General features: G+C 39.1%; 16 protein-coding genes. 14 read left to right on the forward strand and 2 right to left on the reverse strand.

Features of this window, described 5'->3' with window-relative positions:
• The 10 genes from AQPE_RS20500 (at position 1) to AQPE_RS20545 (ending at position 10102) form a co-directional block, all read left to right on the forward strand.
• Positions 1 to 918 carry a dihydrodipicolinate synthase family protein gene (locus AQPE_RS20500; protein ID WP_318348350.1) on the forward strand — a complete coding sequence of 306 codons (918 nt, stop codon included), beginning with the start codon at positions 1 to 3 and terminating at the stop codon, positions 916 to 918.
• A gap of 79 nt (positions 919 to 997) precedes the next feature.
• Positions 998 to 2089, forward strand: a complete 1092-nt coding sequence (locus AQPE_RS20505) for a Kelch repeat-containing protein (protein ID WP_318348351.1) — start codon at positions 998 to 1000, stop codon at positions 2087 to 2089.
• 44 nt (positions 2090 to 2133) lie between these two features.
• The gene (locus AQPE_RS20510) at positions 2134 to 3294 is read left to right on the forward strand and encodes an AGE family epimerase/isomerase (protein WP_318348352.1); all 1161 of its coding nucleotides are present in this window, start codon (positions 2134 to 2136) and stop codon (positions 3292 to 3294) included.
• A gap of 18 nt (positions 3295 to 3312) precedes the next feature.
• Positions 3313 to 4080, forward strand: a complete 768-nt coding sequence (locus AQPE_RS20515) for a creatininase family protein (RefSeq protein WP_318348353.1) — start codon at positions 3313 to 3315, stop codon at positions 4078 to 4080.
• 25 nt (positions 4081 to 4105) lie between these two features.
• Positions 4106 to 5356, forward strand: a complete 1251-nt coding sequence (locus tag AQPE_RS20520) for an MFS transporter (RefSeq protein ID WP_318348354.1) — start codon at positions 4106 to 4108, stop codon at positions 5354 to 5356.
• A gap of 69 nt (positions 5357 to 5425) precedes the next feature.
• Positions 5426 to 6379: an AEC family transporter gene (locus AQPE_RS20525; RefSeq protein WP_318348355.1), complete on the forward strand. Its 954-nt coding sequence runs from the start codon at positions 5426 to 5428 to the stop codon at positions 6377 to 6379.
• Positions 6380 to 6404: 25 nt separating this feature from the next.
• Positions 6405 to 7064 (forward strand): GDSL-type esterase/lipase family protein, encoded by a 660-nt coding sequence (locus AQPE_RS20530; protein WP_318348356.1) that lies wholly within the window; start codon positions 6405 to 6407, stop codon positions 7062 to 7064.
• Between the two features lie 48 nt (positions 7065 to 7112).
• Positions 7113 to 7940 (forward strand): glucosamine-6-phosphate deaminase, encoded by an 828-nt coding sequence (gene nagB / locus AQPE_RS20535; protein ID WP_318348357.1) that lies wholly within the window; start codon positions 7113 to 7115, stop codon positions 7938 to 7940.
• Between the two features lie 84 nt (positions 7941 to 8024).
• Entirely contained in the window at positions 8025 to 9479 is a 1455-nt protein-coding gene (locus AQPE_RS20540; protein WP_318348358.1) for a Gfo/Idh/MocA family protein, read from the forward strand.
• A 296-nt stretch (positions 9480 to 9775) separates the two neighbouring features.
• Positions 9776 to 10102 carry an RNA polymerase sigma factor gene (locus AQPE_RS20545; protein ID WP_318348359.1) on the forward strand — a complete coding sequence of 109 codons (327 nt, stop codon included), beginning with the start codon at positions 9776 to 9778 and terminating at the stop codon, positions 10100 to 10102.
• Positions 10103 to 10186: 84 nt separating this feature from the next.
• Here the strand turns inward: AQPE_RS20545 and AQPE_RS20550 are convergent, their stop codons facing one another.
• Positions 10187 to 10882, reverse strand: coding sequence for a GTP pyrophosphokinase (locus tag AQPE_RS20550; RefSeq protein ID WP_318348360.1), 696 nt, complete (start codon positions 10880 to 10882; stop codon positions 10187 to 10189).
• A gap of 456 nt (positions 10883 to 11338) precedes the next feature.
• A complete protein-coding gene (locus AQPE_RS20555) occupies positions 11339 to 11527 on the reverse strand; it encodes a winged helix-turn-helix domain-containing protein (RefSeq protein ID WP_318351335.1) in 189 nt (62 codons plus the stop codon).
• A 57-nt stretch (positions 11528 to 11584) separates the two neighbouring features.
• Here AQPE_RS20555 and AQPE_RS20560 point away from each other — a divergent pair, with 57 nt between their 5' ends.
• The 4 genes from AQPE_RS20560 to AQPE_RS20575 all read left to right on the forward strand — a co-directional run bounded on the left by AQPE_RS20560 (position 11585) and on the right by AQPE_RS20575 (position 16785).
• Positions 11585 to 12853, forward strand: coding sequence for an ATP-binding protein (locus AQPE_RS20560; protein ID WP_318348361.1), 1269 nt, complete (start codon positions 11585 to 11587; stop codon positions 12851 to 12853).
• A 362-nt stretch (positions 12854 to 13215) separates the two neighbouring features.
• Positions 13216 to 14322, forward strand: a complete 1107-nt coding sequence (locus AQPE_RS20565; RefSeq protein WP_318348362.1) for a Fic family protein — start codon at positions 13216 to 13218, stop codon at positions 14320 to 14322.
• Positions 14323 to 14847: 525 nt separating this feature from the next.
• Positions 14848 to 14994 carry a hypothetical protein gene (locus AQPE_RS20570; protein WP_318348363.1) on the forward strand — a complete coding sequence of 49 codons (147 nt, stop codon included), beginning with the start codon at positions 14848 to 14850 and terminating at the stop codon, positions 14992 to 14994.
• Positions 14995 to 15135: 141 nt separating this feature from the next.
• Positions 15136 to 16785, forward strand: a complete 1650-nt coding sequence (locus tag AQPE_RS20575; protein WP_318348364.1) for an ISL3 family transposase — start codon at positions 15136 to 15138, stop codon at positions 16783 to 16785.
• Positions 16786 to 16891: the final 106 nt, after the last annotated feature.

Here is a 16891-nt window from a genome sequence, read left to right on the forward strand (position 1 = left end):
ATGAAAAAGATAGAAGGATTGATCGCTGCCCCTTTTGCACCATTGAGCGCAAAGGATGAAGTAATGTATGATTTTATTCCCGGATATTACGAGTTTCTGGAAAAGAACAAGGTAGTTGGCGTGTTTATCAACGGTTCAACGGGCGAAGGTGTTTCGCTTTCTCAGGCCGAAAAAAGAAAAATAACTGAAAAGTGGACTTCCGTAGGATCAGTTAGGAAGACCATGAAAGTTATTAATCTGGTTGGAGGAACTTCTTATCAGGAATGTATTGAAAGTGCCATTCATTCTCAGGAAAATGGGGTGGATGCCATTGCTATTTTGGCTCCGTATTATTTTAAACCAGCAGGAGCTAAACAGCTGGCCGAATTCTGCGCGAAAATTGCTGCCGCCGTTCCTGACATGCCTGTCTATTTTTACCATATCCCCGTGCTGACCGGCTGTAACGTTTCCATGTTAGATTTTTTGCAGGAAGCTTCACCAATCATTCCAAATCTGGTTGGGATAAAATACACCCATGAAGATTTTATGGATTTTTTGAGTTGTATGAGTTTCGAAAACGGAAGATTTGATATGCTTTGGGGTCGCGATGAAAACTTGCTTTCGGCATTGGTTCTGGGTGCAAAGGGTGGGGTAGGCAGTACATTTAATTATGCGGCGCCATTATATCTTCAGCTAATAGAAGCTTTTGATAAGGGAGATTTAGTGGAAGCCAGAAGACTTCAGCAATTATCAATTGACATGATCAGGCTTTTGGGCAAATACGGCGGCATTGCCAGCGGTAAAGCTTACATGCGCTATGTTGAAATGAATTGCGGAGAGTTTAGGTTACCTGTTAAGAATATGACTGGCGAGATGTATAACGAATTTGTGAAAGACGTAAAGTCACTCGATATGGAACATCTTTTTTCTAAAAAGTAATTTACAGATGATCAAACAAGCCATTTTTATTTTAGTCGTACTATCGGCTTGTACTGAAAAAAAAACAGAACCAAACCCTATGAAAATAGAATTTGAAATCTTGAGTCAGATTCCTCCGGCACAAGGCAAAACAACTCAGTTTGGATTGGCTGGCCCACTGGTCGGATGTGATGATAATCATCTGATTGTGGCTGGCGGATCGAATTTTGAAGATAATCTTCCATGGCGCGGAGGCACCAAATCGTATCATGACGATATTTATATTCTAACCCGATTAAAAAATGGTTCGAATATCTGGAGCCAACTCAAACAAAAGTTGCCACATCCGATGGCATACAGTGCATTGGTTCCAGCTGGTAATGGCTTTTTAAGTATTGGTGGAGAAGATTTTCACGGAAAGCTAAATCAGGTCTATCAGATTTCTATGGAAGGAGATTCAATCCATTTTGAGAGTTTTCCGAAACTTCCGGTTGCCCTTTCCAATTCAGGCGCTACAATAATCGGCACTAAAGTTTATGTTGCCGGTGGGTTGGATTCAAACGGAGCTACCAATCATTTGATGAGCCTTGATCTTTCATTAACGGATTTAAAATGGGAATCTTTACCCAATTTGCCTGAATCACTTTCCCATGTGGTTGTTGTCAGTCAATCAGATGGCAATGAAAATTGCATCTATGTCTTTGGAGGGCGAAATCAAACAGGTATTACCTCTACTTTTTTGAGTACTATTTGGAAATATTCTCCAACCGGAAATGAGTGGATCAATGCAGGAAGTCTTCAACTGAAAAACAAAGAGAAATTTGGACTTTCAGCCGGAACCGGAGTTGCTTATGGCGACCGGTGGATTATTCTGATTGGCGGTGACAAAGGAAATTTATTCAATAAGACTGAAATTTTAAACGATAAAATTTCAAAGTCTCCGGAAGGGCCTGAAAAGGAAAAAATCCTGAAAGAAAAAGATATTCATTTAATCAGTCATCCCGGATTTTCCAGAGAAATTCTGGCTTTTAATACTTTCACAGGTGAACTAAAACTGATTGAGGAGTCGCCAGTTGAATCTCAGGTTACCACAACTGCTTTTTGGTGGAACGAACAGGTAGTCATTCCATCCGGAGAAATTCGTCCGGGAGTTCGGACACCATTGATAAGAAGTATTAAAATAATTGAGTAAGATCTTAAATTAGTTGTACAAACAAAAAATTCAGGAGGAACAATATGAATTTTAGTGATTTAGCCAATCAATACCGGAACGAATTGTTGAATAATGTAATTCCGTTTTGGGAAAAACAGTCACCCGATAACGAGTTTGGAGGCTATTATACCTGCCTCGATCGTCAGGGAAAAGTATTCGATACCGATAAATTTGTCTGGCTTCAGGGGCGTGAAGTCTGGATGTTTTCATCGTTATACAATCAAATTGAGCAGAAAGAAGAGTGGCTGAAAATGGCATTGCTTGGTGCCGACTTTTTGCAGAAGTACGGACATGATTCGGAAGGGAACTGGTATTTTTCATTGACACGCGAAGGGAAACCACTGATTCAGCCGTATAATATTTTTTCCGACTGTTTTGCGACAATGGCGTTCGGACAACTTTTTAAAGCCACCGGAAATGAAGAACATGGTCAGTTGGCCAAGAAGACATTCGAGGGTATTCTGAAAAAAAGTTCCAATCCAAAAGGCAACTATAACAAGGCTTACCCGGGAACACGTCCGTTAAAAGGTTTTTCGTTGCCCATGATTTTGTGTAACCTTTCGCTTGAAATTGAGCATTTATTGAGTAAAGAACTTGTAGGGGAGACCGTCGATCGTTGTATTCACGAAGTTATGGATGTTTTTTACGATACGAATACTGGTCTGGTACTGGAAAACGTAAAGCCTGATGGCAGTTTCTCCGATTCATTTGAAGGGCGCCTGCTGAATCCGGGGCACACGATTGAAGCGATGTGGTTCGTCATGGATCTGGCCTCCAGAGCACAAGACAAAGCAATGATAAAAAAAGCGGTTGATATTTGTATCCGCACCATTGAATATGGCTGGGATAAACAATATGGTGGATTATACTATTTTATGGACATCAAAGGCTATCCGCCACAACAACTTGAATGGGACCAGAAACTCTGGTGGGTTCATATTGAAACTTTGATCAGTTTGCTTAAAGGTTATCATTATTCGGGCGATGTGCGATGCCTGGAGTGGTTCGAAAAAGTGCACGAATACACCTGGGCTCATTTTCCTGATCCTGAATTTGGCGAATGGTATGGTTATCTCAACCGACAGGGCGAAGTATTGTTACCTTTAAAAGGTGGAAAGTGGAAGGGATGTTTTCATGTGCCAAGAGGACTTTTTCAATGTTATAAAGTACTCGAAAAATTATAATTTTCAACTAAAAAAGAGATGAATACGAGGCCCTTCAATTTGGCACACAGCACCTGGCTGGAAGTGAAAGATTTGACTTATGATTTGGCTGTTTTGCCTTGGGGTGCTGTCGAACCTCATAATTACCACTTGCCTTATTCAACTGACGTAATTCAGGCTGAGCTCATTGCCTTAAAAAGTGCTGAACTTGCATGGAATGTTGGAGCAAAATCCATTGTACTGCCGGCTGTACCTTGGGGTGTAAATACCGGGCAACTCGATCTGAGACTGTGCCTGAATTTGATGCCTTCAACCCAACTGATCATTCTCAACGATCTGGTTGAAAATCTGAAAAGACACGCAATCAATAAATTGGTAATCATTAACAGTCATGGAGGTAACAATTTTGTACCCATCCTACGTGAATTGTCAGTAAAACATCCCGAAGTATTTATCTGCACCATTGATTGGTGGAAGGTTAGTAAAGCCGAAGCTTATTTCTCTGAACCGGGCGACCATGCCGGCGAGTTGGAAACCAGTGTGATGATGCATTTAGTTCCTGAACTTGTTTTACCAATTGAAACTGCCGGAGATGGGAAAGCGAAGAATTTTAAAACCGAGGGGCTGAAACAACGATGGGCATGGGCACAAAGACGATGGAGTTCGATTTCTGAAAGCACCGGGGTAGGGAATCCCGCACTGGCTTCGGCGGAAAACGGTCAGCGGTTTATCAAAGATTCAGTTAAAAAGATTGCAGGTTTCTTAATTGAACTTGCTTCAGTTGATACGAATGAAATGTATGAGTAGTTTTCACAAATAACTTTGATGTCGGATGAATCTAAAAAATAGAAATACTTATGCCTGGGTGGTGGTTGGGTTGTTGTGGGTGGTCGCACTTCTCAATTATATGGACCGACAGATGCTTTCGACCATGAAAGTGGCCATGATGGGCGACATTCATGAGTTGGAAACAGCAGAGAATTTCGGGCGGTTGATGGCTGTTTTTCTTTGGATCTATGCCCTGATGAGTCCGGTTGCCGGATTAATTGCCGACCGGCTTAACCGAAAATGGTTAATTGTCGGAAGTTTGGCAGTATGGTCAGGAGTGACTCTGGCTATGGGATATGTCGATAACTTTGATCATCTGTATATTTTGCGTGCGATGATGGGAGTGAGCGAAGCATTATATATCCCGGCTGGATTATCATTGATTGCCGATTATCACCAGGGTAAAACACGATCACTGGCCATTGGGATTCATATGACCGGACTATACGTAGGGCAGGCCATGGGTGGATTTGGAGCAACTGTTGCACATGAATATTCATGGCAAACCACTTTTCATTCCTTTGGATTTGTTGGCATTTTGTACAGTGTAATTCTCATTCTTTTTCTGCGGGAGAAAAGAGAAGTTAAAACGGTTCAAAAAGAGAAAAAACCTTCTTTCAGTGGATTCTCCTCGGTATTCAATAGTCTGGGGATGCTCTTTGGAACCATTAGTTTCTGGGTCATCATGTTTTATTTTGCAGCTCCAAGTTTTCCGGGCTGGGCTATTAAAAATTGGATTCCGACTTTATTCTCGTCAAGTCTGCATATTGATATGGCTCAGGCAGGTCCACTTTCAACAATCACGATCGCTTTATCTTCGTTTATAGGTGTCATTTTTGGTGGTATTCTGGCCGACCGCTGGATTCAACGAAACCTTCGCGGGCGGATTTATACCGGAGCCATTGGCTTGTCACTTACCATTCCGGCCTTGCTTTTTCTGGGTTTTGGTCAAACTTTGTTCACCGTGGTGGGTGGAGCTGTATTCTTCGGAATTGGCTATGGAATGTTCGATGCCAACAACATGCCTATTCTTTGCCAGTTTGTATCGCCACAGCATCGGGCTGCAGGATATGGATTGATGAACATGACCGGAGTTTTTGCCGGGGCATTTATTACTAATCTTTTGGGAAAATCAACTGATTCGGGAACCTTGGGTCCTGATCTGGCTCTTCTGGCTATTCCTGTTGCCATAGCTATTGTACTTCAACTTGTTATGCTCAAACCTAAATTTGCAGATAAAACCGATGATAATTGACCGGCACTTTGGAATATTGAACAATAATAGATGATAAAATTCTGAATGTTTAAGAAATATTGAAATAACATGTTTGAACTTTTTATCGAATTTGCAATAAAATTATTTCCCATTTACCTTTGGGCATTGTTTGGATTTATTCTGGGGAAGTTGCTGAAAGTGAGAAAGAATGACGCAGCAAACATTCTGGTTTTCCTGATCCTTCCACTCATTACATTTCATGGATCTTTTACAACACCGGTAACAGTTCAGGCATTAAGCCTACCTTTATTTTTCTTTCTGCTTTGTTCCATCATTACCTTGTTATTTCTTTGGTTGGGTAAGAAAACATGGAAGGATAACACTGGAAATTTGCTCGCATTTGCTTCAAGTTATGGAAATTATGGGTATTTTGCTCTTCCTGCAGCAATAGTCTTGTTTGGCAAAGAAGCAGAAAGTCCGGTAATAATGGCTGGAATAGGATTCATTATTTATAGTTGTACGGTTGGATATTTTGTGACTGCACTGGGAAATTTTACAATTGCAGAAAGCCTTAAGAAGACACTGGTGCTTCCATCGGTTTATGCAATGATACTTGGCTTATCTCTCAATGTGCTAAATATAAGATTTGGTTCATTTCGAAATATTGATCTGAATGATATTTATTTAAGTGTAGCGTGTGATGTTCGTGGGGTTTATACCATAATCGGAATGATGCTTGTTGGCCTGGCAATCGCTGAGATAAAAACTTTGATGATTGATTGGAAATTTGTTGGAATGGCATCATTGGCTCAGTTTGTGATATGGCCAATCGTAGTAGGTTTATACATTATTCTGGATAAAAACATTCTGCATTTTTATCCGGTGTTGTTGCTGAAAATTATATTTCTTTTATCACTGATTCCGGTAGGAGTTAATTTAATCGCATACTCATCTCAGCTTGGCGTACATCCTGAAAAAGCGGCAGTTGCCATTCTTCTTACTACGATATTTGCAATGTTATTTATCCCATTCATGATTTCAGTTTTTATAGGATTCATTTGACTGAAATTTCTAAATTACAATGACTATGAAAATACTGATTTTTTTCTTCTTGATGAGCGCGGTTTTGATTGTGAACGGCCAGAACTCCAAATTCAGTACTTACTATGAACAACGCAAATCGCTTTTCGAAGTTTTGCCCGACACAAAGGGAGAAATTATATTCCTCGGAAACAGCATCACCGATGGAGGAGAATGGGCTGAATTGTTCGGAAACAAAAATGTAAAAAACCGTGGCATCAGTGGCGATACCACTGATGGTGTTCTGTTCCGGCTGGGTGAAGTCACTAAGTCGAAGCCTAAAATAGTATTTTTGCTGATTGGGATAAATGATCTATCCAGAGGAATTCCTAAAGATTCTGTACTCTCAAACATTTGCAGCATTGCACTGAAGATCAAGAAGGATTCGCCTGAAACAAAAGTTTTTGTGCAAAGTATATTGCCGGTTAATCCGATTTATGGATTGTTTAAAACACACACCAATAAAACTGATGAAGTGATGTGGATCAATGCCCAATTAAAAAACTGGTGCGAAAAAGAGCATTTTCAATTTATCGATTTGTTTAGTCATTTTAAATGCATCGATAGCAATCTCTTGAATCCTGAACTAACAAATGATGGACTTCATTTAAAAGGAGAAGGTTATCTGTTATGGATGAAAATTATTAAACTATACCTCAAAAAATAAAAATCTGTACTCTAATTATTAAGCAAGTAATAAGTTTTAAGATACCTTATGAGACTAATCATTCAGGACAATCACAGGTTAACCTCGAAGTGGGTGGCCAATTACATCGCAAGAAAAATTAATCTGGCAGAGCCAACCTTAGAAAGGCCTTTTGTATTGGGATTGCCAACAGGTTCTTCGCCACTTTATACCTATCATGAATTGATTAAATTATACCAGTATGGAGCCGTTTCATTTCGCCATGTAGTGACCTTTAATATGGATGAATATGTTGGAATTCCGAAAGATCATCCACAGAGTTACCACACCTTCATGTGGGATAATCTGTTTAACCAAATAGATATTCTTCCTGGAAATGTCAATATACTGAATGGTAATGCTCCGGATATCAAAGCTGAATGCCAGGCTTATGAAGATAAAATCAAAGCGGTTGGTGGAATTGATCTTTTTCTCGGAGGCATTGGTCCCGACGGGCATCTGGCTTTTAATGAACCTGGTTCCTCTTTGGCATCACGTACCCGCGATAAAGAACTCAATTACGATACTAAATTGGCTAATTCACGCTTCTTCGACAATGATGTTAACAAAGTGCCCAACTCTTCGTTAACCGTTGGGATTGCCACAGTTATGGACGCTAAAGAAGTTTTGATTATTGTGAACGGGTATAACAAAGCCAGAGCTTTGCATCATGTAGTAGAAGAAGGTGTAAATCACATGTGGACTATCAGCGCGTTGCAACTACATCCACGTGGTATGATAGTTTGCGATGAATCAGCAACTTATGAATTGAAAGTCGGAACGTATAAACATTTTAAAGATATTGAAAGAAACAACCTGGATCCGGATAACTTGCTGACATCTAACCTGATTTGGTGATATCAGTGTCAATTTAATTTTTAATTTTACAGTAATAGACGTCTTCAAATTCAGAAAGAAATAGATTTTTTAAAACCAATAATTATGAGCTCAAATCGAAGATCGTTTTTAAAGAATATTGCATTGGGTTCCGGAGTAATAGCTGCCAGTCCATTAATGGCTTCAGAAAATTCAGCTGAAAAAGATAAACTGAATTTCATTAAAAAATCAGCGGCACGCATATCGGCTATGAATTTTAACATGTGTGGTTATGCAGCACCCAGGTTAGATAAAGTCCGTGTTGGTTTTGTAGGTATTGGTGACCGTGGTTCTGATGCAGTAGAACGAATGACTTATATCGAGGGAGTTGAAATTGTTGCTCTTTGCGATATCCGTCAGGCAGCCGTTGATGGGGGACAGGAAATTTTAGCGAAGGCAGGTCTTCCTAAAGCGAAAGAATTTGTTGCCGGCGACCTTGGATTTAAACAGCTATGCGACAGTAACCAGGTCGACCTTATTTATATTGCTACACCTTGGGAATGGCATGTTCCTGTGGCTGTTGCAGCTATGGAAGGTGATAAACATGCAGCGGTTGAGGTTTCAACAGCAAAAACAATGGATGAATGCTGGCAAATAGTTGAAGTTTCGGAACGTACCAGAAAACATTGTGTAATTCTGGAAAATTGCTGCTATGATTTTTTCGAATTACTTACCCTGAATATGGTCAGACAAGGAGCTTTTGGTGACCTGATACATGGTGAAGGCGCATATATTCATGATCTGGATTATTGGCTGTTTAATAAGCCCAAAGATGATAAAATGACCGATGGTGCCTATACCAAAATGTGGCGCATGCATGAAAATAAGCGTAAGGCAAATGTATATCCGACTCATGGCTTAGGCCCAATTTGTCAGGCAATGAATATCAACCGGGGCGACAAGATGGATTATCTTACAGCGATGATGTCGGAAGATTTTACTCTGAAAAATAAAATTGAAGCGAAAGCAAAGGTTGATCCATTCTTTCAACAGTTTGTCGGTTGGGATATGCGGGGTAATATGGATATTCAATTGATAAAGACCAATAAAGGGCGAACGATTATGATTCAACATGATGTAAGTTCTCCACGGCCATATTCCAGAATTCATTTATTAAGTGGTACAAAATGTTATGCCCAGAAATATCCTCTTCAACAAATTGCCTTTGGCCACGAAGTTGCTGATGAGGCAAAAATGAAGGAATTGGAAGAAAAATATACTCCTGAAATTGTTCGTCGAATGGGTGAAATGGCAAAGAAGGTTGGCGGTCATGGCGGTATGGATTTTATGATGGACTGGCGGTTAATTGATTGCCTGCGAAACGGTTTGCCAATGGATATGGATGTTTATGATGCTGCTGCCTGGAGTTGTATTACTCCTTTGAGTGAATGGTCAATAGCCAATGGTTCCAAACCAATTGAAATTCCAGACTTTACCCGAGGGGCATGGAAAACCAATTCAGCAGTTGAATTAACCTTGAAAGGAGGAGGAACGACAACAGTAAGAAACATTCAATTATAAGTTTTAACAATTCGATGAGAAATTTAAAAATATTGTATTCCGGGCATTACGGGTGTTTCAATTGTTTCGGTAATACAACCAGGATTAAATTTAGGATCAGCTTCTGGACCTTGTTTCATGTCTGTACTCCAACTTCTTCCTACGGAAATTAATATGCCTTAATATCTGACAATAAATTAACTTTAAATCAGATACAGATTGCAAGACTAGTTTTTGAAATGCTGTTTTTTTGGGGATGTTCTTTTATTATCCTATTTTCGACAACGGGTTGAAGTAATTGTACAACAGCTTACCAAATGGAATTAACAAAGGATATTGAAAATACTGAACATTGGAGAGTGACCTGGTTGCAATTCATGGATGGCGACAAGGAAGCATTTGCTTTTTTTTACAATCAATATATCGATCGTTTGTATCAGTATGGAATAAAGCTTTGTAACGATGAAGACACCATTAAGGATGCCATACAGGAAGTATTTCTTGATCTTTATTTAAAAAGAGCCAGTAATCCAACAACACCTAATAATTTGAAGTATTACCTGCTTTTAGCTTTGAAACGGAACCTGATTGGACATGCCGGACAAATTGACCACTCTGCGCTGTTTGCAATAATGGTCCTATAATTATCACAAGATTAATAACTTAAGTCCGTCGTGTGTGGTTCAATAATCCCCGGCGGAAGGTGTTTTTTAGTCCGGCTCTTCCAATTATAACCTGAGCTTTACTGCCGGGGTAAGAATACTGTGTAGATTTTGCATTCTCATATCAATATCGGCAATGCCATCGGCACAATCTTTTAATTCCTTGGTTACCATAGCTGTTTTTTCATCCGTCAGCTTGTACCACAATTCGTGTTCCAGTGATGCCCAAAAATCCATTGCGATTGTCCGTATCTGAATTTCCACATTGACAAGTTCGGTACTTTCTGAAAGGAAAACAGGAACCGTTACAATTAGATGGAGACTACGGTACCCATTTGGTTTCGGGTTTTTTATATAGTCGGATATTCGGATTACCGTTATATCATCTTGTGAGGTAAGTAGTTTCGAAATTAGATAAATATCGTCGATATACGAACAGATAACCCGAACCCCGGCAATATCGGTAAGATTATTTCTAGCTGACTCTACACTGAGTTCAAATCCTCGCCTGGTTAACTTATCAAAAATACTTTTGGGCGTTTTTACACGGGCTTTTATCTGATGTATAGGGTTGCGATCTTTTACATATTTGAATTCATCATTTAGATTTTCCAGCTTCGTGGTAATTTCCCGTGTCGTGGCTAAATAAAGATTTTCCGTCACCATAAATGCATTAATTGCTTTGACTGCTTCATCAGGTAGGATGTTGCTTGTTAGCCCATCAAATATATAAGCGACTTTTGTTTTTTCTATGTTAATCATCTTTGTGTTCCTTTCATTTAGTTTCTTTAAGCAATTGACCATTTCCCGAAAATTGGATTGAACAAGTTCTGTAATCCAGTCATATTGGGACTTAAGGTTTTTTATATATGGGAAAAGCTGGATGAAAAGGTTGTTTTTATTGTGCAACCAAAAGCAAATAATCCCAAGAACCCGGCTCATGTCAAAAGTATTAACAAAACAGGTAGAGAACAAGATTAGTCGCTGTTTTCTCAAACTTGAGGATCAATTAACAAAGCCAAAATCTCGTTGTATACGGAAAAATGGCCAACAGAATATTATAAACTGGTACCGTATTGGCTATATAAAATAGCCACTGGCATTTGAGCTAATTTATCGCACGGTTAGATGGGTGCATAGAACGACTCCTGCCATAACGTTTTCATTTCTGTTTTCTAAGCTGTTTTCTGAATATGTTTTCGTGCTGGAAGGGAACGTTTAAAATACCAGCATCACGCTCACAACTTTCCCTGTCGGCAGTAGTTCAACACGCTCGTTACCGTCTAGCCAGTCCACTGCTAATAAAACATCATTTTCTTCCAGATTAGTCAGGTCTTTTAGCTCTTCCAACGACATAATTCCTTCTTCTTCCAGAGTTGCCGTTATGGTGGTGGCAACTGTTTTTATTGGTTAATTATTCGAGTATAAAAGAATATTTATATATTTGTGTAAATAAATTCGAGTATGGAAGAGTATTTCGCAACATTAAAGAAATATAATTTTTGGGAAGGCAATGTTCCAGAACTGGGTTATTACCGCAAAGATTATACAGACAAGATATTTGACTACACAGGCAGTAAACTTGTCAAAGTGTTGGTAGGCCAGCGGCGTGCGGGTAAAAGCTATATTCTTCGTCAGATTGCCCATAGACTGATCGAGAGTGGTGTAGATCCCAGGAATATCTTTTATGTCAACAAAGAATTTACTGATTTCGATTTTATCAGCTATTATAAAGACCTTGAAGTACTACTTAAACTATATCGGGAGAAACTTAAACCTGAAGGTAAGGTTTGGCTTTTTATAGACGAAGTACAAAATATCAGTGGATGGGAACATTTTGTGAACTCTCATTCACAGGATTTCGTTGAAAGCTATGAAATATTTATAAGCGGCTCCAATTCAAAAATGCTTTCAATGGAATTGGCAACACTGCTTTCAGGCCGATATGTCAATTTTGAGGTATTCCCTTTTAGTTATGAGGAATATACTGGAATAACTCAAAAAGAAGTAAAAAAGCAAAGTTACATCGACTACATGGAGAGCGGAGCATTACCCGAATTGTTTGTATTGCCTAACGATGAAACAAAGCGTAATTACATATCTGCTATTAAAGATACGGTATTGCTGCGCGACATTATACAACGACACAGCATCAAGGACCCAAAGTTGCTCGAAGATGTTTTTATTTATCTGGTCAATAACGCCTCTAATCTGGTCTCGATAGTTAATATTGTGAACTATTTCAAGAGTAACGGGAGAAAAACAACGTACGATACGGTTGCAAATTACATCAGTTATATTGAAGATACTTTCATGATACACAAAGTTGAACGCTATGATATCAGGGGAAAGGAAACAATCTCCGGTAACTGTAAATATTATATAAACGACTTGTCATTCAAAAATTATTTATATCCTGGATTTGGATATGGGGTGGGGTATAAGCTTGAAAATCTGGTTTATTTGGAACTTCGAAGGGCTGGATATGAAGTTTATGTTGGGGCCATGCGTGATAAAGAAGTGGACTTTGTAGCTAAAAAAGGGGATAGGCTGATCTACCTTCAAAGCACCTATCTTTTGGTTGATGAGCAAACAGCACTGCGCGAATATGCTCCTCTGGAAGCAATAAAAGATAATTATGAAAAAGCGGTTGTCTCTCTTGATGACATTTCGTTACCTTCGAATAAAGGTATCCGGCATATTCAGGCATGGAAATTACATGAAATTCTATAAACGTCATTTATCGTCAGGTGCAAGCATATCTATATATAAATGCTTGCACCTTTTGCATTGTGAAATCTTTGTTCCATCAAATTTCAAAAATTTCCTGAAAAGCACTTTCAATTATCACAACTTCATCATCCCTTAATTCAGGAAATTCTTTGGCTCTGGCTCTCTTAGAAAGGATTCCTCCATTTTGCTCAAGAAACCTAACCAGCATTGACACTAACTTTGTGGAATTGAGCCGATTGTTCCGTTCAATCAGGTTTTGACTCTCTCGACCACCAATTTTCAGGATCGAGTGAGCCAAATATTAGTTGTATTCGGCTCGTAATTTTACTATATTTGAGCCGAATATGAAAAATAATCGGCTCATGAAGTATAACTGGCAGTTGCCTGAATGGCCTATGTTTTCCTTTGAGACCACGGATGTTCAGCCTCTTATCCTCGAATTTGCAAAAGAAACAGGTGAGATAAACGGCATAATCCAAGGGTTACCAAACCACCTGAAGCAGGAAACGCTTTTACAATTAATGATGTCTGAAGCCTTGAAAACCTCGGAAATAGAAGGAGAATATATCAGCCGTGAAGATGTGATATCCTCTCTAAGGAACAACCTTGGACTGAACGACATGCCTGTTTCTGTAAAAGACCGAAGAGCCACCGGGATAGCCCAACTGATGACAGAAGTCCGAAAAAGCTTTCAGGAACCACTGACAATAAATACGCTTAAAACCTGGCATGGCATGTTAATGGCCGGTACACGGAATATAAATCCGGGCGATTGGAGAGAGGGAAACGCCCCCATGCATGTGATTTCAGGTGCTGTTGGACGTGAAGTGGTACACTTTGAAGCGCCGCCATCGGAGAAGGTACTAGCAGAAATGAAAGCTTTTATTGAGTGGTATAATTCAGCTATCTTTCCATTAAAAGGAGAAATTGCCGAAGGGGTACTAAAGTCGGCCATAGCGCACCTGTATTTTGAATCGATTCATCCTTTTGAAGACGGAAATGGTCGCATAGGCCGTGCCGTTGCTGAAAAAGCGTTGTCGCAGTCACTCAATCGTCCTGTCATGTTGAGTTTGTCAAAAACCATCGAAAAGAACAAAGAAGACTATTATAATGCACTGAAGGAAGCACAACGGTCTTTGAATATTACTTCGTGGATAACTTATTTTACCCTGGTTATTCTTGATGCCCAAAGGGATGCCAAATCCATGGTTCAGTTCACATTAAAAAAAGCCCAGTTTTTTGACCGTTACAAGGACAAGTTAAATGAGCGTCAGTCGAAAGCCGTCCTCAAAATAATGGAACAAGGAGTTGATGGTTTCGAAGGGGGAATGACAGCGAGAAAATATATGAGTATAACCAGGGTATCCAAAGCGACGGCGACAAGAGACTTACAGCAATTATACGATTTGGGCGTATTTACCCGTGATGGAGGCGGTAGATCAGTACGCTATCAACTGAATTTTGATTGAAATGCAGTCCCACACTCAAAAAAAAAGGATACAGAAAAAAATGTCGTGATTTAGATTGGAATGAAAAGTTTAAATGCATTGGATTGGACGTTGGGTATTAGGCAGGGACTTTTATTCCGAATTTTTTGGTAGTTTTGTTTTGCAAATGGAAGCAACCTGATACTCGAAATAGTACGTTTTCGAGGTGGTAATTCGGGAGTTTGAAAGATTTTGAAAAATTAAATAATTGATATTTAGCGGTATAGCTGATGGGTTCCGTTCCCGCCAGCTCCACTTTTTCAGAAAGCACATCAAAGCAAACTCCTGTAAATATCACATTTACAGGAGTTTTTTGTTTTTTGGAAATGCAGCAAAATGCATTTAAAAGCATCTACCGAGGTGCAAATTCGGGAGTTGACCCGAAAAACAAAATTACTCCCGAATTTGCACCTTGAACGCTTATATTGCGTTGAAATGCAGTGTTTTGCATTTCATGTTCTTTCATTGCTAAAGTATATTTACTAACAAAAATTAAATGATTTTGGTATGAAAAAACAAGAAACTTATGCTGTTCGCTTTGTACTTCGCAATAGCAAAGTAGCTCAAAACGAGAAATCGTCTCTTTCAGTACGTGTTACAGTTAATGCTCAAAGTGTAATATTCGGTCAAACTGACCACCCTGTGCCGATTTAAATTGGTTCTTCGTCACATTTGGGGAAAATACCTTCGATTGAATATTGAATTAAATATCAGATAACCAGTGCATTAGATTGATATTTTCTTGATAATTAGACTGATATTTTCTATCTTTAAGTAATTTAATGACAGTTACTTATGAAGATATCCCGCCTAATTTGCTTATCCAAATTTCGCATTAAGAATATAGAACATGATAATAATACGATCAAAATTTTCGCATCAATCAAGTCCAACCGATCCAAATGCCCTGATTGTGGTTTTCTCAGCAGTTCTGTTCATGATTTTTACCATCGAACGATATCTGATCTACCCGTATTTCAACATAATACCATACTCATTTTAAAGACACGGAAATTCAAATGCAAAGATCCAACATGTCACCGCAAGGTATTTTCTGAACAGACGTCCCATCTGATGCGATACGCCAGAAGAACTGCCAGAGCATCGCAAATATTGGATTCTTTGTCAATTGAACTAACAGGAAAACTTGGAAGCATTCTATCTAAACAATTTTCAATTCCAGTTAGTCCTTCAACCGTCACCCGGATCGCTCTTAAACAGCAATTGCCAGAGATAAAGCAACCAAGAGTCCTTGGCATTGATGATTGGGCATACCGTAAGGGAGTGAGCTATGGAACAGTTTTAATTGACATGGAAACATCCAGACCAATTGACTTATTATCATCAAGAGAAAGTGCCGATTTAAAGGGATGGTTAGCCCAATATCCTGATGCCGAAATAGTGACCCGAGATCGTTCAGGTGCCTATTCTTCGGCCATTAATGAAGTTTGTCCGGATGCAATTCAAATTGCGGATCGATTCCATTTATTAATGAATTTATCTGATGCCTTAGATAAATACTTCAAAAGTATAAGTAAAGAGATAAGAAGGGTAATAACAGAAAAAACGGATGAAATATTAACGATGTCTGCCAATACTGATCTATTTAATGCTGAGTCGGTTAAAGGCTTCCTGTCCCGGCAAGTTCCCGCAGAACCTAAAGAAATCAAAGTCGACCAACGGCTGGATACCTTCAAAAAAGTTAAAGAACTTCAATCAAACGGAACTCCACTGAAAAGAATTTCAAAAATCTTAAATATTAGTCGTAACACGGTACGATCCTATTTCATTCAGGAAACCTTATCACCCAGGATTCGCCGAAGATCGATCAACATTGATTTATTTACCAGTTATATTTTGTCCCGATTAAATATGGAGGGATATAAAAAGAAGGATATATTCGATGAAATTGTTCAGCTTGGATATAACGGCGGTAGCACACAAGCGTATTCTTACATCAACAAAATAAAGTTGGAGTATAGCCTTACCACATTAGATAACGCCAAGATTCAACAAAGAATGATCCCTTATATCAAACCTCTAAGCTCTAGGAAATTGGCCAAATATATTGGCGGATCTCTATCAGACATTGAAGACACCGACGAAAGAATCTGCATGAAAGCCCTAATTGACAATGTTCCTGAACTTCAAATTGTCAGGAGGTTAGTCCTGATTTTTCGAACTATGCTTAAAAGAAGAAGTGGTAACATTAAAAGATGGATTGGTTTCATAAAACGATCAAAACGAAAGCTATATGGACTGAAAACATTTGCCAACGGCTTACTATTCGATATTAAGGCTGTTGAAAATGGCATACGTTTGCCCTGGAGCAATGGAGCAGTTGAAGGTCATGTGAACCGGATCAAGAGCATTAAGCGCCAAATGTATGGCAGGGCAGGTTTTGAACTATTGCGAAGGAAGGTGATTCTATCTCAAACCGGATAATTAATCCCCAAATGTGACGAAGAACCTTTAAATTGACCATGCGTTGCCGATTTAAATTGACCACCTAAAAATACCATCTAAGAACTACCTTTTTTCAATGTCGTAA

The organism is Aquipluma nitroreducens, assembly GCF_009689585.1.
GTDB classification, from domain to species: domain Bacteria; phylum Bacteroidota; class Bacteroidia; order Bacteroidales; family Prolixibacteraceae; genus Aquipluma; species Aquipluma nitroreducens.